The sequence below is a fragment of the Mycolicibacterium alvei genome, assembly GCF_010727325.1.
Taxonomy (GTDB): Bacteria; Actinomycetota; Actinomycetes; order Mycobacteriales; family Mycobacteriaceae; genus Mycobacterium; species Mycobacterium alvei.
In genome coordinates this window covers 3,857,754-3,882,271 of sequence record NZ_AP022565.1, presented here as the reverse complement: position 1 = coordinate 3,882,271, position 24,518 = coordinate 3,857,754, and the positions used below count along the sequence as shown (strand labels likewise).

The following is a 24,518-nucleotide window of genomic DNA, read 5'->3' as shown; positions in this document are numbered from 1 at the left end:
TTCAACTGATTCTAACCGGCTCATCAATTGTGAGGATTTCGTCAGAACAGCTTGACTGATGATTACGGCGCATGTGACGATTTCGTCAGAATTCAAGGGAGGCGGCCATGGGCGATGCCGTAGGCGCACATCAAGATCTGCACAGCGACCAGGGCGCACGGCGGGGCGAGCACTCAGGCCGGTCCCGCAATCCGGTGATCAAGGTGCGCGACATCGCCTGGTTGGAGTTCGAGAAACCTGACCTCGTCCGCACCGAGGCGTTCGCGGCGGCCTTCGGCTTCACCACCGCAGCAAGGATGTCCGACGAGTTGCAACTGCGGGGCACCGACGCCGGCGCACCGTGTCTGATCGTGCGCCGGCGCCCCCGTTCGAGATTCGCCGGCATCGCCTTCGCCGCCGCTGACGAGGCCGACGTGTTGCGCCTGGCCGAGGCGGCAGGCGCACCGACGCGCACGCTGCCCGAGAGCATCGGCGGACTCGCGGTCGACCTGGTCGACCCGAGCGGCGTCCCGGTGCACGTCGTCGCCGGCACCCACCAGCTGGCCCCGCTGCCGTCACAGACCCCGCTGGTCACGAACTTCGGACATGATCTGTTGCGCGCCAACAGAACCCAGCGACCGCCGCGCGTTGCAGCCGGTGTGCAGCGCCTGGGCCACGTCGTGATGCAGTGCAGCAAGTACGGCGAGACACTGAACTGGTACCTCGACAACCTCGGGATGATCGTCAGCGACTTCCAGTTCTTCCCCGGCCAGCGCGACCGAGGGCCCACGATGAGCTTCATCCGTTGCGACCGCGGCGACGTACCCACCGACCACCACACGCTCGCGATGACGCTCGGCCCGCGCAACCGGTACGTGCACTCCGCCTACCAGGTGGCCGATCTCGACGCGTTGGCCGCCGGCGGCGAATACCTGCGCGAGCGCGGATATCAGCGATCGTGGGGCATCGGCCGCCATGTCCAGGGCAGCCAACTCTTCGACTACTGGCGCGACCCTGACGGCTTCCTCGTCGAACACTTCACCGACGGCGACATGTTCGACAACACCGTCGAACCCGGATGGGCGCCATTCACCGCGTCCGGCCTGGCCCAGTGGGGACCGCCCGTCACCAAGGACTTCCTCGGGATCACTCCCAACCGGGAGTCGATCGACGAACTGCGCTCGATGCTCACCGCAGTCCGGGACCACGACAACGAATTCACCCTCACCCGCCTGCGCGGCCTCTTGAAAGTAGCCAGCTCGTGACCACAACAGTTCTCCGTACCGCCGACGCCTGGTACGTCCAAACCGACCGTGGCGCAGTGAAGATCGACACGTCGGCAACGACCACCGCCGAACTGCTCGGCGACCGGACCGCCATCGACGCGGCCACGACGGGCCCCGATCCGGTCCCGGTCGACACCCTCGACCTTGTCTCGCCGGTGACCGCACCCTGCCGGGTCGTCGCGCAGATGGCCAACTTCGCCTCGCACGCCAAGGATGCCGGCCTGAATCCCAAGACGCTCCCACTGGCGTTCTTCCGAAAGGCATCCGGGTCGATCAACGGGCCGAGCGACGATATCGTCAAGCCCAAACACGTCAAGCTCTTGGACTACGAGGTGGAGATCGGCCTGGTCTTCGGGCGCGAACTCCCGGTCGGCACCGTCCTGCACGAGGCGGACCTGCCCACCTACGTCGCCGGGCTGGTCGTCACCAATGACGTGTCGGCCCGCGACGTCCAGCTGCCGAAAACCCAGTTCTACGAGGCCAAGTCGTATCCGACGTTCACCCCGGTCGGGCCCGCGCTGGTGCTGCTCGACGCCGATGAGCTCAAGCGCTTCGGCGAGTTGCGCCTCCAGTTGCGGGTCAACGGCGAACTTCGTCAGGACGCCAAGGTGGCCGGCGACATGATCTACCTTCCGCTACGCGCTCTTACCGAACTGACGCGATTCCAGCGGATGGACGTCGGCGATCTGCTGCTGACCGGCACCCCGGTCGGGACCGCGTTGAGCGCACCCCCCAAGCCGATCGAGATCATCGGCGCGCTGCTACCGCCCGCCCTGAAGTGGAAGGCGTTCTTCAAGGCCCAGGCCAAGAACACGAAGTACCTGCGCGACGGCGACGTCGTCGAGACCAGCGTGGCAACCGATGACAAGGCAATCGATCTGGGCACCCAACGCGCGGTGGTCCGCTACGCATGACGGCGGCGGCGCACGTCCCCGTCGTCGTCATCGGCGCCGGGCCCACGGGAGTCACGGCGGCAACTCTGCTCGCGCAGTACGGTGTCGACTGCCTTGTTCTCGACCGTTGGGCGAAGGTCTATCCGCAGCCACGGGCCGTGCATCTGGACGACGAGATCTTCCGCATCGTGGCCCGTCTCGGCATCGCCGATGAGTTCGCGGCGATCTCACGCCCCACCCTGGGTCTTCGGCTACTCGACAAATCGATGCACACCCTCGCCGAGTTCAGGCGTGATACCTCGCTGAGCCGCAACGGCTTTCCGCAGGCAAACATGTTCGACCAGCCCGAATTCGAGGCCGTGCTACGGACAAACCTCGCACGCCGGCCGCACGCAGAGCTACGAGGTGACGTGGAGGTCACCGACATTGCCGACGAGGCGGGCGGGCGGGTCCGCGTCACCTACACCGACCGTACCGACGGCAGCGAGCACGTCGTCGTGGCGGACTACGTGCTCGGCTGCGATGGCGCCAACAGCATTACGCGGTCCCGGATCGGCTCCCGCATGCAGGATCTCGGCTTCGAGCAACGCTGGCTCGTCGTCGACGTCGCCACCGCCGCCGATCTGGCTCACTGGGAGGGCGTCGATCAAGTCTGCGACCCGGACCGGGCCGGCACGTACATGCGGATCGGCGAGACGCGCTACCGGTGGGAATTCCAGCTGCTGGACGGCGAGACCGCCGATGACTTCGACACTCTCGACGCACTCGGCCCGCTGATTCACCCCTGGGTCGACCACGTTTCGACCGCCGAATTGCAACTGCTGCGCGTCACCGAGTACACCTTCCGCGCGCAGCTTGCCGACCATTGGCGACGGGGCCCGATCTTCCTGCTCGGCGACGCCGCCCACCTCACGCCGCCGTTCGTCGGACAAGGCATGGGCGCCGGACTGCGCGACGCGATGAACCTCGCCTGGAAACTCGCCGGTGTACTGGCCGAGGCTTTGCCCGGTGATGTCCTGGAAACCTATGAGCAGGAGCGGAAACCGCATGCCCGGCACATGATCCGGCTTGCCCTCGCGGTCGGCCGGGCCATGACAGCAGGCGGCGAGTTCGGGAACCTGATCCGCCGGATGGTCGTGCCGCGACTGCACCGGTTGCCGGGCCTGAGCGCCAAACTCGTCGAGAGCGAAACACCGGCGTTGCATCGATCGGTGCTCGTCCAGAAGTCCAGGGCACCCCGGCAGCTGGCCGGCACGCTCTGCCCGAACCCGTTGGTGGCGAGCGGGACACGTCTCGACTCCGAAATAGGAAACGGCTTCGCTGTCGTCACCCGCACTGAACCAAGTGCCGCCGAGCGCGCCCTCGCCGACCAACGCGGTGCCGTTGTCCACTTCGCCGCACCGGGTTCCGCACTGGCGAACTGGCTGCGCCGCGGCCGCGCCGATGCCGCCATCGTTCGACCCGACCGCACCGTCATGCGCGCAGGCCGCGATCTGACCATCTTGTTCGACGCCCTGCCCAGCTCTTGCGGCGGGACCATCTGGAAAGCGACGCCGTCCCAATGATGCGGATGCACCACCGAATTCCCACCTATCGTTCCGACATCTACTCGACTTCGGCGATCGTCGACCCCTATCCGCACTACACACGGCTGCGTGCGCTCGGCCCCGTCGTCCGACTCACCCGGCACCGGGCCTACGCCATCCCCCGCTTCGCCGAGTGCAAATCGATCCTGCGCGACGACAAGACCTTCATCTCGGGCGCCGGGGTCGCACTGAACCCGATCCCGAACACCTTCTCGAAGGGCACCACCCTCACCAGCGATGGGGCGACCCACGACGAACGCCGCAAGCTCGTCGCCCACCGCCTGCTACCGCGTGCCCTGCGCGCGATGGCCGACGACATCGACCGGTTCGCCGCCGACATCGTCGACCAGGCCGTCGCGAAGGGTTCGGTGGACGGCGTCGACGACATCGCGTCGGCATTGCCCCTCGCGGTCGTCCCCGACCTCGTGGGCTGGCCGCGGAACCAGCGAGCGGACCTGATGGCTTGGGGCGGAGCCACCTTCGACCTGCTCGGGCCCTTCAATCGGCGTGCCGCGAAGGCCATCCCCGACTCTGCGCGGATGCTGCGCTTCGCTCACCAGGTCGTCAAGAACCGCTCGGTGCTCGACGGCAGCCTGGGTCATGACGTCCTGCTCGCTGCCGACAACGGCGAACTCTCCGACGCGGACTGCGCATCGCTGATGATCGACTACATCGTCCCGTCGCTGGACACCACCATCAGCGCCATCGCCAACGGCGTCCACCTGCTCGCCACCCACCCCGAACAGTTCGAACTACTCAAGAGTGATCCCGAACTGCTCCCGAACGCGGTCAACGAGATCATCCGGTACTCGTCGCCGCTCCGCGCGTTCACCCGCAAGGCTCGGCACGACGTCGAGATTGGCGGCGCCATCGTTCCCGGTGGTGCGCGGGTGCTGGTGATTTACGCGTCCGCGAACCGGGACGAACGTGAATGGGCTGACCCGGACGTGTTCGACATCCGCAACGACGCGACTCGTCAGCTCGGCTTCGGCAATGGCGCCCACGCGTGCGCCGGGCAGGGGCTCGCGCGCCTCGAGACGCAGGCCATGCTGTGCGCACTCATCGAGCGGGTGGACCGTATCGAGCTGACGGCGACACCAGTCTGGGCGCTCAACAACATCATTCGCCGGCATTCATCACTGCCGGTCAAGCTGACCGCCGCCTAGCCCCGTCGGTGACGGGGGTCAGCGGTACAGGTCAGTTGCCCCAGCCGCGCTGGCCGTCCCAGCCACCGCAGATGCCGTTGATGCAGCCATGGCCGAAGCCACCCTGGGTCGGGTTCCAGCCGCCGCAGCCGTTCCAGCCGGGACCGCTGTCGCAGCCACCGCCACCGCCGGCGTCACCGCCACCGCTGGGTTGAGCACTGATCGTCGTCGCGGGCGCGTCAGTCATGAGTACGGCGGTCGGTCCTGCTGCAATCGCCACCGCGGCTCCCGCTACGAACACTGACCCCATGAGTTTTCGTATGGTTAGCATGACTCCATAGTCCTCTCCTGTGAGCCTCCTGCCAAGGGATGTGATCAAGCCCGCGTGTAACGCAGCATCGTCACACCGCCTCCGGCAAAGGCGTCCGGGTAGTCGCAGAAAACAGGTTTGACCCGCATTCCGACGCTGAGCACTTCGGGTGCGACGTCAACCATTTCGGTGGAAAACCGCGGACCCTCGTCCCATTCTACTATCGCCAACATTTGCGGAACCGCGTCGGCGAAGTGCGGACCGACCGGGCGGCGGGCCACCGTGTACGAATACAGCGTGCCCATCCCCGAGATCTCCCGCCATTCCAGGTCATCGGCGAGGGTTCGGGGTGCCAGCACCCTCGGGTAGAACACGTAGGCCTGCGTCGATGGCGAGTACTGGATGACGATGCGGTGCTGTGCGAGCGCATCCCAGAACGGCGCGCTGGTAGGGGTTTTCACCGGCATGGGCCGGGCGAATCCGGTCATGGCTATCAGTCGCCTTCCAGGATCAGGGTGGTTTGCTCGGAGAGGATGCCGCCGTTACCGGAGACGAATGCACGATGACAGTCGGCGACCTGGGCGGCACCGCCGCGGCCCATGATCTGGCGGGTGGCATCGCAAACGTGATGCATGCCGCCGGCCAATCCTGCTTGTCCGAAACCGAGTTGGCCGCCGGCGGTGTTCAGCGGGAAATCACCGCGAAAGGTCAGGTCGTGATCGGACACGAAGGACATGCCCTTGCCCTTCTCGCAGAAGCCGGCATCTTCCAGGCTCAGCAGAACGGTGATGGTGTAGCAGTCGTAGATCGACACCATGTCCATCTGGTCGCGGGTCAGCCCGGTCATCCCGAACGCGGTGTCGGCCGCCTTGCGAATCGGTGTGTCGAGCAGCTCCTCGGCGTAGGTGGGCGTCTTGAACGGCACGTGCTCACCAAAACCCTTGACCCACACCGGCCGGTTACGGGCACGGGCGGCAACCTCGGCGCTGGCCACGACGACAGCGGCCCCGCCGACGCACGGCATCACGATCTCCAGCATGTGCAACGGATCGGCGATCACCGGGCTGGCCAACACGTCCTCGATGCTCAGCGGGGTGTCTTTCCAGATCGCGCCGTCGGTGTGGTTGGCGTTGACCCGTTGATCCACCACGATCTTGGCCATCGCCCGCTCGTCGTAGCCGTACTGGTAGGCGTAGCGCTGCGCCACCTGCCCGTACGGGCCGTTCTGCCCGAGGTTGCCGTAGGGAATCTCGAATTCGGCCTGCGGCGAGCCGAATTGGTTGCTGGACGAGCCGAAGAACACCGCGTCGGTCAACGTCGGGGGTTTCAGTTCGGAGGCCGCGGTGATGTAGCGCGCCGGAAGGGCGCACAGCACGACGTCGCACAGCCCGAGTTCGATAGCGGCGGCCGCCCGCCACACCATGCCCGCGGCACTTGCTCCGCCGAGGTCCAGCAACTCCGCGAAGTTCGCTCGTACACCCAGGTATTCGGCCACCGTGGAGGGTACGAAGATCTCCGACTCACCCAGGTGCGACGTGACGATGCCGTCGACCTGCTCGGCCGACAGGCCGGCATCGTCCAGGGCCGCCGCCGCCAGCAGCGCCCACTGTTCCAACGTGAATGGAGCCGGCGAGGCTTTGCTCATCTTTTCCGGCGGCAACTCGACGTATCCGACGATCGCGGCGTCGCCCTGTAGTCCCCTACGCGGTCTCATACGTGCTCCTCACTTTCGGGGTAGTCCCAGAATCAGCTGGGCGATGATGTTGAGCTGGATCTCGGTCGTTCCGCCGCCGATCAGCTCGGCGGGAAGGTCCAGGTAGGGCCCCACCACGGCCGGTTGGCTGTCCTGTTCCAGCGCAAGCGGTCCGGTGAGGCCGAGGGTGAGTTCGGCTGCCCGACGAAGCATCACGTTGGTGGCCACCTTGGCGATGCTCGACGCCGGACCGGGGGCCTGCCCGTCGAGCAGGCGCAACGTCTCCCGCACTCCCAATGCCTTGAGCGCGTTGGTGTAGGCGTCGATCTCGCCGATGGCATGCAGCACCGGATCGGGATCGGGGGTGACTGCGACGAGTTCGCGCAGAGCGCCCATCCGGTCGATGTTGACGTAGCCGCTGATCGCCACCCGCTCGTGGGCCATGGTGCTGATGGCCAGCTGCCAGCCCGATGCCGGGTCGCCGAGCAGCATCCCGTCGGGCACGAAGACATCGGTCAGGAACACCTCGTTGAACTCGGCTCGCCCGCTGGACTGAGTAATCTGGCGGACTTCCACTCCGGGCAAACGCATGTCGAGGATGAAATAGCCGATGCCACGATGCTTGGGAGCGTCGGGATCGGTCCGGGCCAGCAGCGCACCGTAATCGGCCCGGTGCGCCAGCGAGGTCCAGATCTTGTGCCCGTTGATACGCCAGCCACCCTCGACCCGCACGGCCCTGGTACTCAGCGCGGCGAGGTCGGAGCCCGCGCCCGGCTCACTGAACAGCTGACACCAGGACAGATCCCCGCGCAGGGTCGCGGGTACGAAACGTTCCTGTAGTTGCGGGGTTCCGGCCGCCATCACGCTCGGCAGAATCCATTCGGCGATACCGACCGACGGGCGCACCAGGCCGGCCCGCTTTCCGAACTCCTCTTCCACGATGAGCTGTTGACGCACGCTCGCGTCACACCCCCACGGTGCGGGCCAGTGCGGGGCGATCAGGCCAGAGTCGGCAAGCAGCTCACGTCGCGGTCCTACCGCGAACTCCGGATAGTCACCTTGACGACTGAAACCGTTGTCGGACAGGCCGAGTGCGCGGTCGAGGATCGCGACGACCCGAGCCCGGAAGTCGGCGTCGACCTCACCGAGGTTCACGGTCAGGTCGCGGGTGGCGGTTCCCGACAACGTGCCGAGGGTGCGGGTCCACCGCGACACCGGGCCGATCGAGGCGGCCAGGCTGGTGGCCCGTCGCCAGTACAGGTGCAGGTCGTGTTCCCAGGTGAAGCCGATCGCACCGAGCATGGTGAGCGCCTCGAGTACCAGGCCGGGAACCGGCATGACCGCCATCACCGCGGCCGAGCAGGCGGTCAGCCGGCGCTGGTCGGTATCGGCGGATCCGCTCAGTGCCCGCACCGCATCCCAGGCCGCTGCCGTTGCCAGCGCACTGTTCACCAGCAGCATCGCCGCCTTGTGCTGCAACGCCTGGAACGTCCCGATCGGCTTGCCGAACTGTTCGCGGGTACGCAGGTGTTCGGTGACAGTGTCGACGCACCATTGGGTGATCCCGGCGGCCGCAGCTGCGGTGAGCGCGACGGTCAGATCACTGACCCGGTCGGCGTCCAACCCGGTCAGGATCGCGCTGGCCGGCACTGCATGATCACGCAGGTGCAGGATGCCCAGATCGGTGGTCAGGTCCGTGCCGCGACGCGCTTCCACCTGCCCCTCAGCCGGATTCAACACCGCCCAGAGCAGGGCGCCCGTCTCTTCGGTGAACGGCACCACGGCGCGCTGCGCCGAGCACATTCCCAGGGTCAGGCCCGACGAACCGGTGAGGCGCCAACCGTCCCCGTCACGCCGGGCTGTGAACGCGGCCTGGTCACCGGACAGTACGGCCGCGGGGGCACCGGCCGCGATCTCTTTGAGCAGCGTCGCGGCGGCCGCACCTTCGTCTGAAGCGCCCGCTGAGGCCATTACTGAGGCCCCGGCTATCGCCGTGGTGAGCAGCGGCCCCGGCAACAGTGCCGATCCCGCGGCCTCCAACACACAGGCCATGTCCTCCAGCCTGCCGCCCTGTCCTCCGACGGATTCGGGCAGGTGCACAGCGTGGAAGCCGTTGTCTGTCAATGTGTCCCACCAGGACGGCAGGTGCCCGTCGGCCAGATCGTCCGATCCGGCCCGGGTCGCATCGATCGGTGCGTGCCGGGCCGCGAACTGCTCAACGGCCGCACTGAGCTGCTGCTGCTCCGGAGTCAGAGCTATGGACACATGGGTCATGAGCGCCTACTTGACTTGGAACGTCCGGCCGCGAAGAAGCGGGCGCCCTCGGCGATGGCCTCCGTCGTCGGCTTCGGCTGCCATCCGAGTTCTCGGACCGCCTTGCCGTGATCCATCGGCGACATCACATGCATCAGCCGTACGGTCAGCGGGCTGAGCTGGTTCTCCTTCTTGCGCAGCCGGGCCACGGGATCGATCACCGCGCCCGCGGCCGCCAGCAGGCGAATCGGGATACCACGCCGTGGAGGTGCGATATCAACAGCTGTACAGGCGGTTTGGTAGATCTCCTGAGCCGTCATGAAACGCTCGGACACGATGTAACGCTCACCGACCCGGCCCCGCTCACCCGCCAGGACCAGCGCCTCGGCGGCGTCGGTGATGCCGACAGTCTCGGCCCCTGCACCTTTGACGTAGAACGGCATCTTGCCCCGCACCGCTGCGGAGACCAGACCACCGTGGGGCGTCGGCAGCCAGTCTCCCGGGCCGTACGTATTCGCCACACACATCGCTACCGCGGGCAGGCCGTGCTCACGGGCGTAGCGCAGCACCATCTGCTCGGCGAGCATCCTGGTGTGTACGTATTCGCCACCCACGTCGAGCCAATTGTGTGCCAGATCTTCTGTGGCAAGCCCGGATTCGGCGATGCCGATGGTTGCGATCGAGCTGGTGAAGACGAACTTTTCCAGTCCCGCCTCGACGGCGACATCCAGGACCTCTTGCAGCCCTTCGATATTGGTTCGCCACAGCGGGGCCGGATCGTGTAGCCAGGCCCTGGCGTCGACGACGCAGTAGTACACCACGTCGCAGTCGTCCATTGCGGCGCGTACCGATTCGGGATCGAAGATGTCGCCGTAGACCCGCTCCACGTCGAGGTCGTCGATCCCGCGGGTGGAGCTGGTGCGGCGGATGAGCACCCGAACATCCTCGCCACGCTCGACGAGTCGCCTCGTGACATGCGAACCGAGGAATCCGCTGGCCCCGATGACCAATTTCTTTGTTGCCATGCGCCCTTGCGTCCGTCGTTCATCACCAAATTACGAGACGCTACGTCTCGTCTTGTGGGAGACTACGGGCGGTAGCTTTCTGTGTAAAGATCCCTGCGATGGAGCGACGAGGACGTGCCGATGGCCCCCAGCACCGATGAAGCTGCTCCCCCGCGGCGGCGCAGTGAGAAGTCACGGGTCGCCATCATCGAGGCCACGCGTGCACTGCTGCTGGACCGGGGTTTTGACGGGCTGAGTATCGAGGCTGTCGCCGCCCGAGCCGGGGTCGGCAAACAGACCATCTACCGCTGGTGGCCGAGCCGGCCCGCGCTGGTCGCCGACGTGCTCCTGGAAGACGCCGACAAGATCCTGTCCACCATGCCGCACACCGACGACGTCACCGCGGACCTGGTCTCCTGGGCCCGCACTCTGGCCGCCGCGCTGACCACCGAGCGCGGCTACGCGATGCTGCGCATCCTGACCGCCGCCTCACTGGAGCACGAAGACACCGCGGCGCGGCTGCGGGCCGGTTTCAGCCGGCCACTACTGGACTCGGTGCGCACCCGACTGCTGGCCGAGCACATCGAGCCCGACCTGGCGTCGGCCGCCGCCGACGCCCTGCTCGGCGGTGTGGTCTATCCGATGCTCTCCGAAGGACGGAGCTACCCGCGACAACGCGCCGAAATCTTGGCGCGCACCATCGTCGCGAGCCTGCTCCACCCGACTTCTGGCTGAGATCAGGCCGGAGGTTCGGCCCCGGGTGCCCGCACCACCATCGGGACGGCGGGGAAGTACGTTGCCATCTCCGAGCGGCACTTGCGCAAGGCGGCGGTTCCATAGCCGTGCTTGCGGAAGCCCGGGTGGATCCAGATCCGGACGTTGACCTCGCCGTGGGTCAGCTCGCCGAACACCATGCCGACCTTCTGGTCCCCCTCCAACGCCACGAACCAGGCGGCCTCTTCGGCGTCCACCCGGCCCAGGGCCGCGCGGATCTCGTCATCGACATCGGCCGCCGGGGCACCCGACCCGTCACCGGAGGCCCCGACATCGGTGGTCCGGGCGACGAAGATGTCGCGGTCGGTGTCGGCGGCGAACGCCCGCAACTCCAGCGAATCACCCGAGGCCGCCGGACGCTCGGACACCGTGAAGCTCAGCTGGCTGTTCAGGTCGTCGAGTTCGGCGGCGATCGCCTTCCGCGAATCCTTGGTGATGTGTGCGAAGGACAGCCCCACCACCGCTTCCGACGCCGCGTGGGAGGTGCCGAGCAGCTCGGCGACCGCCTCGACGGCGGCGGCCCGATCGTCGGCGTCCACAATCACGTCGAGCACCTCGTGGCGCCGGTTCAGGGCGTTGAGCAGAGCGTCGGCAATTTCACGCCGGGCTGCGGCTTTATCGTGATCGGTCATACCGCGAGCGTAGATCAGCATCGTGTGCTGTGTGCACGGCAACGTCAGCTCAGAGTCGGTCCATTTCTCGTGCCGTGGTGACCAGCGGTCAGCCGACCAACTCCTGCCCCAGGTAATCGTCCGGTGTCCGCACCCCGGGCGGCACGACGAACACCGACGACCCGATCGCGGTGGTCCACTGGTTGAGCGCATCGAACTGGGCGAGGCGGCGCTGCACCGGGAGGAACTGCTCGTCGATATCACGTTGGAAGGTCGCGAAGATCAAGCCGCTGTTCGACGTCTGGCCGGGTTCTGGCGGATCGTCGTAGTTGTAGGGCCGTCGCAGGAACCGCTCCCGCGTGCCGTGATGATGCGCCAGCGCGACATGGGAATTCTGCGGGATGACCGGAATCCCGTTCTGTGTCAACGTGAAATCCGGTTCGTCCGTCTCACGGGTGCCGGTCAGCGGTGCACCCGAATCCAGGGTGCGACCGACGGCGAACTCCTTGCTCTGGCGATCCAGCTCATCCCAGGTGTCCAGTTGCATCGCGATGCGCCGGATGACCAGCAACGTGCCGCCGACCAGTGCCGGGTGTACCGGACCGGCCATCCAGACCAGATCATCGAAGTCGGCGTCGGCGAGATTCGCCGTGCCGTCGACCTGCCCCATCAGGTTGCGCATGGTGGTACCGCTCGCGTCTGCGCCGCGGGCATTGCGGAACCCGGCCTGCCGCCAGCGTGGCATCGCCATCGACCGGACGTTCTTGGTCAGCACCCGGTTGGCATGCGCCACCGTCACCGGATCGTCGGCACAGATCTGCAACAGCAGATCACCGCCGGACCACCTGTCTTCGAGCCGGTCCACGTCGAACACCGGCAGTTCACGGGCCGACCGCGGTCGGGAACCCGGTGGCCCGATCCGATCGAACAGGCCGATCCCCAGACCGACCGTGATGGTCAATCTGGCCGGGCGGGTGGCGAGTTCGGGCTCGGTATCGGCCAACGCCGGGGCGCCGCGGGTCAGGCGGGCCGCATCGGCCGTCCACAACCTCAGGATCGCGGCGACGGTTTCCCGCTCGGTGCGCCGTCCGTCGGTCTTCAGGTCGAATGCCACGAACAACCCGTGTGACTGCGGTGCAGTGGCGATCCCGGCTTGGTGCGGTCCGTAGAACGGTTCCACGTCGACACCGAAACCCTTTTGCACGGTGGCCGAATGGGCCGCACCGGATTGGTTCAGCACCGCGCCGACGGCCAGTGCGGCCGCACCTCCGGTGAGGAGGCGCCGCCGGTTGACCGCCAGCCGGGACGGCTCAGCCATGTCCGTGTGGGGACGACGGCTGATAGCTCTCGTTTCCACCGGCGAAATCACGCACCTGGGCCGTGACCGGCAGTGACGAGCCGTCCTCGAATACCAGTGAAACCGGAACGTCCGCGCCGGGTTGGAGCGGGGCCTTGAGGTCCATCAGCATCAGGTGATCCCCGCCCGGGGCCAGTTCGTGCGTGGCTCCGCCCGCGATGGCGAGCCCACCTGCCTTGGGCTGCATGGTTTTCGATCCGCCGCCATCGCTGACGACCTCGTGCAGTTCCACCATGCCTGCCGCCGGCGAGGTCGCCGCGACGATGCGCACATCGTGGTGTCCGGTGTTCGTGAGAGTGCCGAAAACTGCGGTCATCCCGCCGTCTGCGGCGCTGGCCCATTGCTCGCTGACCTGCACCGTATCGGCCATGTTCTGCTCTTGATGGCTCTCGGTACACGCGGCCAACCCGACCGCCAAGGCCAATGCGGTCCCCGTCAAAACAGCTGCAAACTTAGACATTTGATCTTTCCTTCCAACGCATCACAGCAACATCGACCAGCAGGAAGGCCAGCAGGCTCAACCCGAACAACGGCAGGGACCACCCGACGACGACCGCCACGACCACCGCGGCCACCCTGCCCCAGAACGGCAACTGACGAAGAACCCCACGCAGCGGCGGACGACCCACCGCCCACGCCGAACCCCGCGTCGGCCTGCGCTGCCACCACATCCGATAACCGCGCACGATGACGGTGATCAACCCGACCATGGTGAGCGCCAACACGATCTGGTTGGCAACACCGAACAACAGGCCCATATGGGCGTCGATCGTCCAGTCCGTGAGCTTGGCCAACAGCGGCCACTGCGCGAAGTTGACCCGGTCGGTCACCTTGCCCGTATCGGGGTCGACCGCGATCTCGTCGGCACGGGTAGGCCAATCACGTTTGCGCTCAGCAACTTTCCAGGCCTCACCGGCCTCGGCCGGCGGATACATCCACATCGGGCCGCGCAGCCCGGCCTGCTCGGCGGTCCGCAGCACGGTGTCGGCGCCGCCCAACTCGGACGGGCCGCCGTGCTGACCGTGATGCTCAGCGGTAGCGGCCTGGGCACCCGACAGCGAGGTGTCGACGGCAGGCGCCGTGGTGTTCAACCTCGCCTGGATACCGTTGACCGTCTCCCCCGCATAACGGGACCAGGTGATACCCGACACCGACAGCGCGAGCAGGACCGCCACTATCCACACCCCCACCGCTCCGTGCCAGGACAGCGTGCGTCGACGCCCCGAAGCCGTACGGTCCGGCAGGACCAGATCACGCGGCGTGCGGTTCTCCCGGCGACGCAGGATCCACAGGGCCAGCCCAGCCAGCGCGATCACCCACATCCAGCTGGCCGCCAGCTCGCTGTAGTTGCGGCCGACCACCCCGAGATGCAGGTTGCGGTGCAACTCGTCGAACCAGGCCCGCACCGGCATCCACTGCCCGTAGGTGGTCAGCGCCCCGCGCACCTCCCCCGAGTAGGGGTCGACGAACACCGTGCGTGAGTAGTCCGGCGGAACGTCGGTGTATTCCGGGCCCACCAGCAGGCGGATCTGGGTGGTCTCGTCAGGCGCCGCGGGCGGGCGGATGCTCTCTACCGTGCCCTCCGGATGGGCATGACGCGCCGCGGCCAGCTGGTCGGCCAGCGGCAGCCGCTCGGTCCCGACGTGCTCGACCGTCAGCTCGTGCCGGTGGACGAACGTGTCGATCTGCGGGATCAGCGCGTAGAGCAGGCCGGTGACGGCCGCGATCAGGAGGAACGGGCCGACGAATACACCGGCATAGAAGTGCAGCCGCACCAGAAGGGGACGGATGGAATGGGGTTTGACGGGTGGAGGGGATTCCTCCCGTAGTTGATCGTCAGGGGTGATGGTCATGGAAATGCCTTCGCGGAAAAGAACGTGAAAGTGCCACAGGTGCACACGGGGCACCACGGGAAACAGCCCGGTCAGTGATCGACCGGCTCAGATGAAGGAGCGGGCGTTCAGAAGCCCATGCCGGGCACCGCCGGCGGTGCCCGCATTCCCAGACCGGCGCGCAGCAGAACCGGCCGCGCCACAACCACATTCGAAGGCCACCAGAGGTCACGGACCAACGGGTGGAGACGGGCGGTGCCGAAGATCCGCAACCAGGACAGCACCGATGCGCAGACCACGAACAGGTACTCGGCCATGCCGATGACCAGACCGAGACCCACCGCGGCCACGGCGTGCATCCCGATCATGGGTGCGGTGAGAAGCGATGCCGCGTGATGGTGCCCGCCGGACATCGCCAGTGCGAAGTGACCGAGTAGCTGCCCGGCGACCAGACCCGCAATCAGCAGACCGGTCTTGACCGAACGCGCCTGCGGATTCAGACCACCCACTGCGGCACCGAGCGCCGCGCACAGCAGCAACAACACGACCAGTGGGCTGCTGGTCGGAGCCATGCCGCCGGCCGCGGTGTGCGCGACCATCGCGGTCAGTGCCGAGCACGCGCCGACCAGACCACCGCGCAGGCGCGCGGCATGCTTGGCATACGTGCTCACCTGCGGAACCTTACCGTGCGGCCTGAGCAGGGCTTCCGGCATCTGGCCCTAGGGTGACGACCGTGACGAGCCCGGCACACGACCAGTACGAGTTGATCGCCCCCGAGTACGCCCGGACCTTCGCCGGCGAATTCGAATCCCGGCCCTTCGACCGTGCGGTTCTGCGGTCCTTCGCGGACCTGGTGGCGCGGGCCGGCGGACGCAACACCCTCGATGTGGGGTGCGGGCCCGGTGAGGCCGCCGCCGAGCTTGCCGACTGTGGATTGGAGACCGAAGGGATCGACGGCTCGGCTGCGATGGTGTCTCTCGCCAGGCAGAAATGGCCGGAGCTGCAGTTCCAGACCGCCGACATGTTCGACCTCCCGTACGCGCCGGGGACCTTCGATGCGGTGTGTGCCTGGTACTCGATCATCCACACCCCCGCCGAGGCGTTGCTGGAACTGTTCATCGAGTACCGCCGGGTCCTGACCAAACCGGGATGGGTGCTGTTGGCATTCCAGACCGACGGTGAGCCCGCGGTCTACGACCACGCCTTCGGCCACGATGTGGCGCTGACATTCCTGCGCCACGACACCGCCGCGGTGTGCACCGCCCTGGAGGCCACCGGGTTCACCGTGTACGCGACAACCAAGCGGGCGCGGCAGGTTCACCTCGATGAGCCCACGGCCCAGGCCATGGTCATCGCGCAGACGTCGTGACTCGGTGCAAGATTCAGCCTTGACTTATATAAGTAAGAGCTTTTAGAGTCGTGACGTGCACGCCTTCGACATCCTCGGAGATCCGGTGCGCAGGCGGATCCTGGAGCTCATCCAGGCGGGCGAACTGACCTCCGGCGCCATCACCGAGGTGATCCGAGCCGAGTTCGAGATCAGCCAGCCTGCGGTCTCGCAGCATCTCAAGGTGTTGCGGGACAACGGTTTCGCCAGTGTGCGGGCTGAAGGCACACGTCGGCTGTACCGCGTCGACACCGCACCGTTGCGTGAGGTCGACCAGTGGCTGGAGCGGTTCCGGCGCAACTGGACGCCGCATCTGGATGCGCTGGCGACCGAGATTGCCCGCGGCAAACGTGGGCGAAGAAGAACCGCGAACAAGGAGGGTTCCCCGTGATCGATGTCCAGCACCAGCTCAACGCAGTCCGCCGCAGCGTGGGCCGCACGACGTTCGAGGCCCGCGAGGCGCGCGTCGTGAGTGTCAGCCAGATCTATGACACCGACGCCGCCGACCTGTGGGACGCCTGCACCAGCATCGAGCGGATCCCCCGCTGGTTCCTGCCGATCACTGGTGAGCTGCAGGTGGGCGGTCGATTCCAGCTGGAAGGAAACGCCTCCGGCGAGGTGCTGACGTGCGAACCGCCGCGCTCCTTCACGACCACGTGGGAGGCCATGGGGGCGACCAGCTGGGTCGAGGTGACCATCACCGACGCGGGTGAAGGCCGGGCCACGTTCACTCTCGACCACATCATGCACTCTGGCGACGACGACGAGTTCTGGCTGCAATTCGGACCGGGGGCAGTCGGAGTCGGTTGGGACTCCGCACTTCTCGGACTTGCCGGATACCTCGGTAGCGGCGACCGCATCACGCCGGAAGAGGGGGCGGCCTGGGCGGCCGGCACCGAGGGTCGTGCCTTCATGTCCGGCGCAAGCGAACTCTGGTACCAGGCCGCGTTGGCCGCCGGCGAGGATCCCGCTCAGGCACGCGCCGCGGCGGATCGCACCACCGAGGCGTACACCGCGGGCTGACCTGGGCAGACGCGCCGTGACGCGGTGCCACCGGACCACCGCCGTACCCTGTCGGTGTGCCTGACCTCCACCCGAACCTGACTGCGCTGGCCCCTCTGCTCGGCACCTGGGCCGGCCCCGGAACGGGTGAATATCCGACGATCGAGTCGTTCGACTACCTCGAAGAGATCACCTTCGACCACGTCGGCAAGCCGTTCCTGACCTACAGTCAGCGCACCAAGGCCCGCGATGACGGTCGCCCATTGCACGCCGAGACCGGATACCTGCGGGTGCCGGCGCCCGGCCGGGTCGAGTGGGTGCTGGCTCACCCGACCGGCGTCACCGAGATCCAGGAGGGCACGGTCCGGGTCGTCGACGGCCGTATCGAGATAGAGCTGGTCGCGACGACCATCGGGCTGACCGCATCGGCCAAAAATGTTGCGGCACTGTCGCGTTCCATCCGGGTCGACGAAGACCGACTTACCTACGACCTGCAGATGGGCGCGGTCGGACAGCCACTGCAGCACCATCTTTCCGCGACGCTGACCAGGAAGAGCGCATGAGCCCAGACGGCAAGATCGCCCTCCCCTCCGACCTGGACGCGGTCACCGACATCGGCGACGAGGACCACTCGGAGATCGACCCGAAGACCGTCGAGCGGATCTGGGAATCCGTGCGGTACTGGTACGGATCCGGGTTGCACCCGGCCATCCAGGTGTGCTTGCGGCGCAACGGAAAAACCGTGCTGAACCGGGCCATCGGCCACGGCTGGGGCAACGGCCCCGACGAGGCACCGGATGCCGAGAAGATTCCGGTCACCACCGCGACCCCGTTCTGCGTCTACTCGGCGGCCAAGGCGATCAGCACCACGGTGGTGCACATGCTCGTCGAGCAGGGACATTTCTCCCTCGATGACCGAGTCTGCGACTACCTGCCGAGCTACACCAGTCACGGCAAGGACCGCACCACCATCCGGCATGTGATCACCCACAGCGCCGGAGTCCCGATCCACACCGGACCACGTCCCGACGTCACCCGCGTCGACGACAGCGAGTACACCCGTGAGCAATTGGCCCTGCTCAAGCCGGTCTACCGGCCGGGACTGGTGCACATCTACCACGGGCTGACCTGGGGCCCGTTGGTCCGCGAGATCGTCTCGGCGGCCACCGGTCGCAACATCCGAGACATCCTCGCCGACGAGATCCTCGACCCGCTGGGCTTCCGGTGGACCAATTACGGTGTTGCCCCAGAAGAGGTTCCACTGGTCGCGCCCAGCCACGTCACCGGCAAGCCGCTGCCCGCACCGATCGCCGCGGCGTTCCGGGCCGCGGTGGGCGGGACGCTGGACCGGATCATCCCGCTCAGCAACACCCCGTTGTTCCTCACCAGCGTCATCCCCTCGTCGACCACCGTCTCCAATGCCGATGAGCTGTCCCGGTTCGCCGAGATCCTGCGGCGCGGAGGCGAACTCGACGGGGTCCGGATCATGAAGCCCGAGACCCTGCAGGCCGCGACGGCACCGGCCCGGCGGATGCGACCGGACGTGGCGACCGGCCTGAAGCCGATGCGCTGGGGCACGGGGTACATGCTCGGCGGCAAACGGTTCGGGCCCTTCGGCCGTCACACCGAGGGTGCGTTCGGACACACCGGCCTGGTCGACATCGCGGTGTGGGCCGACCCGAAACGCAGCCTGTCGGCGGCGATCGTCAGCAGCGGCAAGCCCGGCGCGCACCGCGAAGCGAATCGCTATCCCGCCGTGCTGGACCGGATCGCGGCCGAGATCCCGGTCGACTGAGGAGTCAGCCGATGCCCGATGAACCACTCCGCGACGATCTCGCCGAACTGCTGCGCCGGAAAGCGCTGACAGAGGATGCGGGCAGACCGGAGGTGGTCTCCCGCCGCCGTGCCGCGGGGGGCCGCACCGCGCGCGAGAACATCACCGATCTGATCGACGACGGATCGTTCGTCGAGTACGGGCGGTTCGCGATCGCGGCTCAGCGACAGCGTCGCAGCCTCGAGGACCTCATCGAACGCACACCCGGTGACGGTCTGCTGGCCGGCACCGCACGGATCGGCGGAGTCGCGTGTGCGGTGCTCTCCTACGACTACACGGTGCTGGCCGGAACCCAGGGCGCCATCGGTCACCGCAAGAAAGACCGGTTGTTCGAGATCATCGAGCGGCTGAAGTTGCCGACGGTGTTCTTCGCCGAAGGCGGTGGCGGACGCCCGGGTGACACCGACATTCCGACGGTCTCGTCCCTGGACATCCGGGCATTCGCGTTGTGGGCCGGGCTGTCCGGCCTGGTGCCACGCATCGCCGTGGTCAAAGGCCGGTGTTTCGCGGGCAACGCGGTGATCGCCGGGGCGGCCGACCTGATCGTCGCGACCGAGGACAGCTCGATCGGGATGGGCGGACCGGCGATGATCGCCGGCGGTGGCCTCGGCGAGGTCGCCCCCGACGATGTCGGCCCCATCTCGGTGCAGGCGCCCAACGGTGTCGTCGACATCGTCGTGGCGGACGAACAGCAGGCGGTCGCGACCACCAGGACATTGCTGGGTTATTTCACCGGGCCGACCGAACCGGGCCCGGCTGCCGACCAAACTGCGCTACGCACAATGATTCCCGAACGGGCGCGGCGTGCCTATCTGGTGGCACCGATCATCGAGACACTGGCTGACGCCGGCTCGGTGACCTTCCTGCGGGAAAAGTTCGCCCCGGAGATGGTGACGGCTCTGGCGCGGATCGACGGTCGGCCCGTCGGCATCATCGCCAACAACACCATGGTGATGGCCGGCGCCATCACCGCAGCGGCGTCCGACAAGGCCGCCCGGTTCCTGCAGCTGTGCAATGCATTCGATCTGCCGGTCATCTCCCTGGTGGACTGCCCCGGTTACATGGTCGGCCCGGCCGCCGAGGCAGAAGCCCTGGTCCGGCGCGGTTCACGGATGCTGGTGGCGGGCGCGGCACTGACGGTGCCGTTGATCGCGGTGATCCTGCGGCGGGGGTACGGCCTTGGTGCCCAGGCGATGTGCGGCGGAAGTCTGCACGAGCCGCTGCTCACGCTGGCGTGGCCGGGTGCCCATCTGGGTCCGATGGGCCTGGAGGGTGCCGTGCGCCTGGGCCTGCGTAAGGAGCTGGAGGCCATCGCCGATCACGACGAGCGCGAGCAGGCGGTGCGGGCTGCCACCGCAGCTGCCGAGGAGAACGCCCGGGCGCTCAACTCCGCCGCACTGTTCGAGATCGACGATGTCATCGACCCGGCCGAAACCCGGGGATTGATCGCCGCCACGCTGGCCGCGGCCGCTCAGCACGAACGGCTGCCCACCCGTGCGCGGTTCATCGATACCTGGTGAATATTTCAGTTAGCTGGACGGCGCCCGGATAACAATTCGGTCACCACGCCGGACGGCGCAGATCACGATCAATTAAGAATGGCGCCCGGTCTCTGAGACAATTCAAGATCATCTACCGCTATTCGCTGATATTGAGGCGCAATTCACGCCGCCAGATGTAACGCCACCACACCCGCCACAGCCGTCTCTCAGTGGAGATGCTTTGCTCGGCGGCATGGGGGCTACCTTCGAATTCGGGTCGGGGATATCCGCGATCACGCATTGCGACCCAACACAATCCCGAAGGAAATGATCATGAAATTAACTGCTATCACCGCGCGCCGTGGAATTGCCGGCGCCTGCACGGCAGGTCTGCTGGGCGGCGTTGCCGCGGCGATGATCGGTGCGCCGACGGCGGCCGCAGCACCCGATTGCAGCGCCAGCGGGGTGGCCGGCACCGTCAGTAGTACCACCGGAGCCGCGCGCACGTATCTGAGCAGCCACCCGGGTGCGAACCAGGCGGTGACCGCTGCGTTCACCCAGTCGCGTCCGGAGGCTGCGGCCACGCTGCGCGGGTACTTCACCGCGAATCCGCAGGAGTACAACGACCTGCGGAGCATCCTGGCGCCGATCGGGGACACGCAGCGTGCATGCAATGTGACGGCGTTGTCGCCCGAGCTGGCCTCGGCCTACTCGGAGTTCATGGCCGGATAGCCCACTGGCTACCGTGGAACCAGGTCGAGACGTCGAGGAGGACGGATGGCGAACCGGTGGCCGAATGCCCGTGGCACGACCGTGGCCGGGCAGAAGACGGCGAGAGCCCGTAAACGCACACCGTCGCCGCTGCAGCCGGAATGGACACCTCCGCCGGCGCGCTACGGCATCGGAATCCACCACAATGTGGCCGTCCGCGTCTCCGACGGCACCGTGCTCCGAGCCGACATCCACTATCCGACGGTCCCCGAGACCGGCGCACCGGCGCCGGGGCCGTTCCCGGTGCTGTTGTCCATCACCCCGTACGGCAAGAAGGCCCCGCCGCCGGCCGCCCAGATCGGTGGCGGGGCCACCCCGTATCTGATCCGCCGCGGCTACATCGAGGTGATGGCCGATGTGCGTGGCACCGGCGCCTCGGGCGGATCCTTCGAGATGCTGGGTGCAGTCCAGGTCCAGGACGGGGTGGATCTGGTGAATTGGGCTGCACGACTGCCCAATTCCAACGGCCGGGTCGGGATGTTCGGCATCTCCTACCTGGCGATCAACCAACTGCTCACCGCTGCCGCGGTCGGCCCTGACTCGCCGTTGAAGGCGATCTTCCCGGTGATGGCCGGCAATGACTTCTACCGCGATGTGGTCACCATGGGCGGTGTGCCGCACATGCGCACGGTGCGGGCCTACGGCGCGGTCTATTCACTGCTGAACCTGGTCAACCCGGTCCTGGAGTTCACGAGGCGCGGCACACATGAGCGCCCGCGGGCCGGTGGCCTGGCCACGGTGCGCCAACGCGGACGCGACCAACGCCAGTACTTCCGCTCGATGATCTCCGACGCCGCCAGCGGCGGGGACACCGCCTTCGACGGGCCGTTCTGGGACACCATGAGGGCCTCGGACGTGCTGCCCGATATCGCGCACAACCAGGTAGCCGTGTTCCTCGTCGGCGGCTGGCACGACGCCTTCCAGCGCGGTGCCCCACTGAACTACACCGCGCTGCAGAACGCCTACACCGGTCGGCCGCCCAACGCTCCGATGGTGCCCGGCCAACCGGTGTCGGACCGGGTGCAACTGATCATGGGCCCCTGGTATCACGTATCGGATCTCGACGGCCTGCACATGCATGCCTTGCAGTTGCGCTGGTTCGACCGCTGGCTCAAGGACGATGCCTCCGCCGAGGTGACCGGTGCCCCGATCCGCTTCCGGGCCATCGGCAGCTCGGAGTGGTTCCAGGCGCAGGATTATCCGTTTCCGGAGGCCAGGCCGACCCGGCTGTATCTCGCCGAAGGCGGGCAGCTGGCGGCCGAACCGGCCACCGACCAGACCGAAGCGACACTGCGATACGCGGTCCGCGGTCCCGTTTCCGGACGCAGCCTGGAACAGTGGACCCTGGGAATGGGCAGCTTCATGGCCTCCCAGCGGGGCCGCCGCATCGGGTACGACCTGGACAACCGCCGCCTGCAGCGGGAGGCCCTGACCTACACCACTGCCGAGTTCGCCGAGGCCCAACTCATCGCCGGCCCAGTCACTTTGACCGTGCAGGCGACCGCCGACACCACCGAAACCCTATGGGTCGCTCACCTCGACGACGTCGCACCGGACGGGGCCAGTCGGCCGCTGACCCAGGGTGCACTGCTCGGCTCCCACCGGGCCCTGGATCCGGAGAAGACGTGGTTTACGCCGGACGGGCCAGAAGGAGAAGTGCTACGACCGCATCACATCAGTACCCGCGCCGCCGCCGAACCCGTCGTGCGCGGCGAGCTGACCCGATATGACCTGGAGATCTTCCCCACCGGCGCCCTGATCGAACCGGGGCACCGGTTGCGGCTGACCCTGACCACCTACGACTTCCCCCACCTGGTTCCCACTCAGCCGGCGCGGGAGGCGCTGTTCGCGGGGACGTACCGCATCCGTCAGGGTGGGGATTCGCCGTCGAGTCTGCTCATCCCGTTGGCCGCGCCGGCGGCGTTCACCACTGCGCCATCCGGCATCAGAACCGAATCACCTTGATAACAGACGGGTTACGCCGGGCGCGGCCACGATAGCCGCCGCTCGGGCATTGTTAGCGTGCCGGTGTGAGACTGAGAATATTCGGTCGGGTGTCGCGCCGCGTGACGGCTGCGGCCATCGCAGGGATGCTGCTGCCTGGTCTGGTCGTGGCCGGGCCGACACCGACCGCCGCAGCATATTCGCGCGAAGGCCTGCCGGTGGAACGCCTCCAGGTGCCGTCGGCCGCAATGGGCCGCGACATCACGGTTCAATTCCAGGGCGGCGGCCCGCACGCGTTGTATCTGCTCGACGGGTTGCGCGCACAGGACGACGACAACGGTTGGGACATCAACACCGCGGCGTTCGAGTGGTTCTACAAGTCGGGGATCTCGGTGGTCATGCCGGTAGGTGGGCACTCCAGTTTCTACACCGACTGGTACCGCCCCGCGGCCGGCAGCGCCGGCACCACCACCTACAAGTGGGAAACCTTCCTCACCCAGGAACTTCCGACCTACCTGGCCGCCAAACGCGATGTGGCACCGACCGGCAATGCCGTTGTCGGGCTGTCGATGTCCGGTGGGGCAGCCCTGACTCTGGCCATCTGGCATCCTGCCCAGTTCATCTTCGCGGGCGCCCTGTCAGGCTTTCTCAATCCGTCACAAGGCCTGTGGCCCACCATGATCGGCTTCGCGATGAAGGATGCCGGCGGCTATAACACGACGGACATGTGGGGCACCACGAACGATCCGGCCTGGCGTCGCAACGACCCGATGGTCAACATCAACCGGCTGGTGGCCAACAACACCGCGATCTGGGTGTACTGCGGCAACGGTGTCCCTTCCGAACTCGACAGCCCGGGCGGTAATTTCGGCACGCTGTACAGCGCTCAGTTCCTGGAGAACATCACGATCAACACCAACAAGGAGTTCCAGCAGAAGTACGTGGCCGCAGGCGGGCGCAACGCAAAGTTCGACTTCCCGTCGAATGGCACCCACACCTGGAACTACTGGGGCGCACAGCTGCAGGCGATGAAGCCCGACATGCTGCGGGTGCTCAGCCAGAACGCGGCAGCCGCAGCCGCACCGCCTGCTCCGGCCGCTCCGGTGCCGGCCGCTCCGGTGCCGGCCGCTCCGGTGCCGGCCGTGCCCGGCCAGGTCGCGCAGGCACCCGGGCAGGTGCCTGGTGTAGCCGCAGCACCGGCAGCACCGGCCATGCCCGGCCAGGTGCCCGGTGTTGCCGGAGTGCCGCGGGTAGCGGGGGTACCAGGCGTCGCCCCCGCACAGGTCGCTCCGGTAGTCCCCGGCCTGCAGACAGTGCCCGTGGCGCTGCCCCGGTAACGACCGCGCATGTCATGGAGGCATGGCCCGCACACGCCT

Annotated in this window: 24 protein-coding genes; 14 read left to right on the top strand and 10 right to left on the bottom strand. The window is 67.1% G+C overall.

Going from position 1 to position 24,518, the window contains the following annotated elements:
* Nucleotides 1–107 precede the first annotated feature (107 nt).
* Genes G6N44_RS18460 through G6N44_RS18445 form a run of 4 tightly spaced genes read left to right on the top strand, consistent with a single transcriptional unit; the run spans nt 108 to nt 4,910 of the window.
* The gene (locus G6N44_RS18460) at nt 108–1,244 is read left to right on the top strand and encodes a VOC family protein (protein WP_163666365.1); all 1,137 of its coding nucleotides are present in this window, start codon (nt 108–110) and stop codon (nt 1,242–1,244) included.
* Nucleotides 1,241–2,179 carry a fumarylacetoacetate hydrolase family protein gene (locus G6N44_RS18455; RefSeq protein ID WP_163666363.1) on the top strand — a complete coding sequence of 313 codons (939 nt, stop codon included), beginning with the start codon at nt 1,241–1,243 and terminating at the stop codon, nt 2,177–2,179. The genes G6N44_RS18460 and G6N44_RS18455 overlap by 4 nt, the downstream gene beginning before the upstream one ends.
* Nucleotides 2,176–3,723 carry a bifunctional 3-(3-hydroxy-phenyl)propionate/3-hydroxycinnamic acid hydroxylase MhpA gene (mhpA, locus tag G6N44_RS18450; protein WP_163666361.1) on the top strand — a complete coding sequence of 516 codons (1,548 nt, stop codon included), beginning with the start codon at nt 2,176–2,178 and terminating at the stop codon, nt 3,721–3,723. The genes G6N44_RS18455 and mhpA overlap by 4 nt, the downstream gene beginning before the upstream one ends.
* Nucleotides 3,720–4,910, top strand: a complete 1,191-nt coding sequence (locus G6N44_RS18445) for a cytochrome P450 (protein WP_163666359.1) — start codon at nt 3,720–3,722, stop codon at nt 4,908–4,910. Before mhpA ends, G6N44_RS18445 begins: the two co-directional genes overlap by 4 nt.
* A gap of 31 nt (nt 4,911–4,941) precedes the next feature.
* Here the strand turns inward: G6N44_RS18445 and G6N44_RS18440 are convergent, their stop codons facing one another.
* The 5 genes from G6N44_RS18440 to G6N44_RS18420 are packed head-to-tail and all read right to left on the bottom strand — an operon-like array spanning nt 4,942 to nt 10,170.
* Entirely contained in the window at nt 4,942–5,220 is a 279-nt protein-coding gene (locus G6N44_RS18440) for a hypothetical protein (protein ID WP_163666357.1), read from the bottom strand.
* A 44-nt stretch (nt 5,221–5,264) separates the two neighbouring features.
* Nucleotides 5,265–5,687: a Zn-ribbon domain-containing OB-fold protein gene (locus G6N44_RS18435; RefSeq protein ID WP_163666355.1), complete on the bottom strand. Its 423-nt coding sequence runs from the start codon at nt 5,685–5,687 to the stop codon at nt 5,265–5,267.
* A 5-nt stretch (nt 5,688–5,692) separates the two neighbouring features.
* Nucleotides 5,693–6,913 (bottom strand): thiolase family protein, encoded by a 1,221-nt coding sequence (locus G6N44_RS18430; protein WP_163666353.1) that lies wholly within the window; start codon nt 6,911–6,913, stop codon nt 5,693–5,695.
* 9 nt (nt 6,914–6,922) lie between these two features.
* Nucleotides 6,923–9,157 (bottom strand): acyl-CoA dehydrogenase family protein, encoded by a 2,235-nt coding sequence (locus G6N44_RS18425; protein WP_179964590.1) that lies wholly within the window; start codon nt 9,155–9,157, stop codon nt 6,923–6,925.
* 5 nt (nt 9,158–9,162) lie between these two features.
* The gene (locus tag G6N44_RS18420) at nt 9,163–10,170 is read right to left on the bottom strand and encodes an NAD-dependent epimerase/dehydratase family protein (protein WP_163666349.1); all 1,008 of its coding nucleotides are present in this window, start codon (nt 10,168–10,170) and stop codon (nt 9,163–9,165) included.
* Nucleotides 10,171–10,290: 120 nt separating this feature from the next.
* Here G6N44_RS18420 and G6N44_RS18415 point away from each other — a divergent pair, with 120 nt between their 5' ends.
* Nucleotides 10,291–10,884: a TetR/AcrR family transcriptional regulator gene (locus G6N44_RS18415; protein WP_163666347.1), complete on the top strand. Its 594-nt coding sequence runs from the start codon at nt 10,291–10,293 to the stop codon at nt 10,882–10,884.
* A gap of 2 nt (nt 10,885–10,886) precedes the next feature.
* Here the strand turns inward: G6N44_RS18415 and G6N44_RS18410 are convergent, their stop codons facing one another.
* The 5 genes from G6N44_RS18410 to G6N44_RS18390 form a co-directional block, all read right to left on the bottom strand.
* The gene (locus G6N44_RS18410; RefSeq protein WP_163666344.1) at nt 10,887–11,555 is read right to left on the bottom strand and encodes a GNAT family N-acetyltransferase; all 669 of its coding nucleotides are present in this window, start codon (nt 11,553–11,555) and stop codon (nt 10,887–10,889) included.
* A gap of 88 nt (nt 11,556–11,643) precedes the next feature.
* Nucleotides 11,644–12,852 carry a Dyp-type peroxidase gene (locus G6N44_RS18405; protein ID WP_163666343.1) on the bottom strand — a complete coding sequence of 403 codons (1,209 nt, stop codon included), beginning with the start codon at nt 12,850–12,852 and terminating at the stop codon, nt 11,644–11,646.
* The gene (locus tag G6N44_RS18400; protein WP_163666341.1) at nt 12,845–13,351 is read right to left on the bottom strand and encodes a copper chaperone PCu(A)C; all 507 of its coding nucleotides are present in this window, start codon (nt 13,349–13,351) and stop codon (nt 12,845–12,847) included. Before G6N44_RS18400 ends, G6N44_RS18405 begins: the two co-directional genes overlap by 8 nt.
* On the bottom strand, nt 13,344–14,744 hold the full coding sequence (locus G6N44_RS18395; protein WP_163666339.1) for a PepSY-associated TM helix domain-containing protein: 1,401 nt from the start codon (nt 14,742–14,744) through the stop codon (nt 13,344–13,346). The genes G6N44_RS18400 and G6N44_RS18395 overlap by 8 nt, the downstream gene beginning before the upstream one ends.
* 107 nt (nt 14,745–14,851) lie before the next feature.
* A complete protein-coding gene (locus G6N44_RS18390; RefSeq protein WP_163666337.1) occupies nt 14,852–15,394 on the bottom strand; it encodes a hypothetical protein in 543 nt (180 codons plus the stop codon).
* Nucleotides 15,395–15,456: 62 nt separating this feature from the next.
* Here G6N44_RS18390 and G6N44_RS18385 point away from each other — a divergent pair, with 62 nt between their 5' ends.
* The 9 genes from G6N44_RS18385 to G6N44_RS18345 all read left to right on the top strand — a co-directional run bounded on the left by G6N44_RS18385 (nt 15,457) and on the right by G6N44_RS18345 (nt 24,479).
* A complete protein-coding gene (locus G6N44_RS18385; protein ID WP_163666335.1) occupies nt 15,457–16,092 on the top strand; it encodes a class I SAM-dependent methyltransferase in 636 nt (211 codons plus the stop codon).
* 55 nt (nt 16,093–16,147) lie between these two features.
* Nucleotides 16,148–16,501 carry an ArsR/SmtB family transcription factor gene (locus G6N44_RS18380; protein ID WP_163666333.1) on the top strand — a complete coding sequence of 118 codons (354 nt, stop codon included), beginning with the start codon at nt 16,148–16,150 and terminating at the stop codon, nt 16,499–16,501.
* Nucleotides 16,498–17,133, top strand: a complete 636-nt coding sequence (locus G6N44_RS18375; protein ID WP_163666331.1) for an SRPBCC family protein — start codon at nt 16,498–16,500, stop codon at nt 17,131–17,133. The genes G6N44_RS18380 and G6N44_RS18375 overlap by 4 nt, the downstream gene beginning before the upstream one ends.
* Nucleotides 17,134–17,189: 56 nt before the next feature.
* On the top strand, nt 17,190–17,675 hold the full coding sequence (locus G6N44_RS18370; RefSeq protein ID WP_163666329.1) for a peroxynitrite isomerase: 486 nt from the start codon (nt 17,190–17,192) through the stop codon (nt 17,673–17,675).
* On the top strand, nt 17,672–18,907 hold the full coding sequence (gene lipE, locus G6N44_RS18365; RefSeq protein ID WP_163666327.1) for a lipase LipE: 1,236 nt from the start codon (nt 17,672–17,674) through the stop codon (nt 18,905–18,907). The genes G6N44_RS18370 and lipE overlap by 4 nt, the downstream gene beginning before the upstream one ends.
* Before the next feature lie 11 nt (nt 18,908–18,918).
* Nucleotides 18,919–20,466: an acyl-CoA carboxylase subunit beta gene (locus G6N44_RS18360; protein WP_163666325.1), complete on the top strand. Its 1,548-nt coding sequence runs from the start codon at nt 18,919–18,921 to the stop codon at nt 20,464–20,466.
* Nucleotides 20,467–20,760: 294 nt separating this feature from the next.
* Nucleotides 20,761–21,159 carry a heme-binding protein gene (locus tag G6N44_RS18355; RefSeq protein ID WP_163666323.1) on the top strand — a complete coding sequence of 133 codons (399 nt, stop codon included), beginning with the start codon at nt 20,761–20,763 and terminating at the stop codon, nt 21,157–21,159.
* A gap of 168 nt (nt 21,160–21,327) precedes the next feature.
* On the top strand, nt 21,328–23,163 hold the full coding sequence (locus G6N44_RS18350) for a CocE/NonD family hydrolase (protein ID WP_163670123.1): 1,836 nt from the start codon (nt 21,328–21,330) through the stop codon (nt 23,161–23,163).
* A 125-nt stretch (nt 23,164–23,288) separates the two neighbouring features.
* Complete coding sequence (locus G6N44_RS18345) at nt 23,289–24,479, top strand: esterase family protein (RefSeq protein WP_163670121.1); 1,191 nt, start codon at nt 23,289–23,291, stop codon at nt 24,477–24,479.
* The last annotated feature ends 39 nt before the right edge of the window (nt 24,480–24,518 follow it).

Bases quoted from the DNA above. Each gene is read 5' to 3' on its own strand.
- G6N44_RS18460 (WP_163666365.1), top strand. From the start codon at position 108: ATGGGCGATGCCGTAGGCGCACATCAAGATCTGCACAGCGACCAGGGC.
- mhpA (WP_163666361.1), top strand. From the start codon at position 2,176: ATGACGGCGGCGGCGCACGTCCCCGTCGTCGTCATCGGCGCCGGGCCC.
- G6N44_RS18445 (WP_163666359.1), top strand. From the start codon at position 3,720: ATGATGCGGATGCACCACCGAATTCCCACCTATCGTTCCGACATCTAC.
- G6N44_RS18440 (WP_163666357.1), bottom strand. From the start codon at position 5,220: ATGCTAACCATACGAAAACTCATGGGGTCAGTGTTCGTAGCGGGAGCC.
- G6N44_RS18435 (WP_163666355.1), bottom strand. From the start codon at position 5,687: ATGACCGGATTCGCCCGGCCCATGCCGGTGAAAACCCCTACCAGCGCG.
- G6N44_RS18430 (WP_163666353.1), bottom strand. From the start codon at position 6,913: ATGAGACCGCGTAGGGGACTACAGGGCGACGCCGCGATCGTCGGATAC.
- G6N44_RS18420 (WP_163666349.1), bottom strand. From the start codon at position 10,170: ATGGCAACAAAGAAATTGGTCATCGGGGCCAGCGGATTCCTCGGTTCG.
- G6N44_RS18415 (WP_163666347.1), top strand. From the start codon at position 10,291: ATGGCCCCCAGCACCGATGAAGCTGCTCCCCCGCGGCGGCGCAGTGAG.
- G6N44_RS18410 (WP_163666344.1), bottom strand. From the start codon at position 11,555: ATGACCGATCACGATAAAGCCGCAGCCCGGCGTGAAATTGCCGACGCT.
- G6N44_RS18405 (WP_163666343.1), bottom strand. From the start codon at position 12,852: ATGGCTGAGCCGTCCCGGCTGGCGGTCAACCGGCGGCGCCTCCTCACC.
- G6N44_RS18400 (WP_163666341.1), bottom strand. From the start codon at position 13,351: ATGTCTAAGTTTGCAGCTGTTTTGACGGGGACCGCATTGGCCTTGGCG.
- G6N44_RS18395 (WP_163666339.1), bottom strand. From the start codon at position 14,744: ATGACCATCACCCCTGACGATCAACTACGGGAGGAATCCCCTCCACCC.
- lipE (WP_163666327.1), top strand. From the start codon at position 17,672: ATGAGCCCAGACGGCAAGATCGCCCTCCCCTCCGACCTGGACGCGGTC.
- G6N44_RS18360 (WP_163666325.1), top strand. From the start codon at position 18,919: ATGCCCGATGAACCACTCCGCGACGATCTCGCCGAACTGCTGCGCCGG.
- G6N44_RS18355 (WP_163666323.1), top strand. From the start codon at position 20,761: ATGAAATTAACTGCTATCACCGCGCGCCGTGGAATTGCCGGCGCCTGC.
- G6N44_RS18345 (WP_163670121.1), top strand. From the start codon at position 23,289: ATGCTGCTGCCTGGTCTGGTCGTGGCCGGGCCGACACCGACCGCCGCA.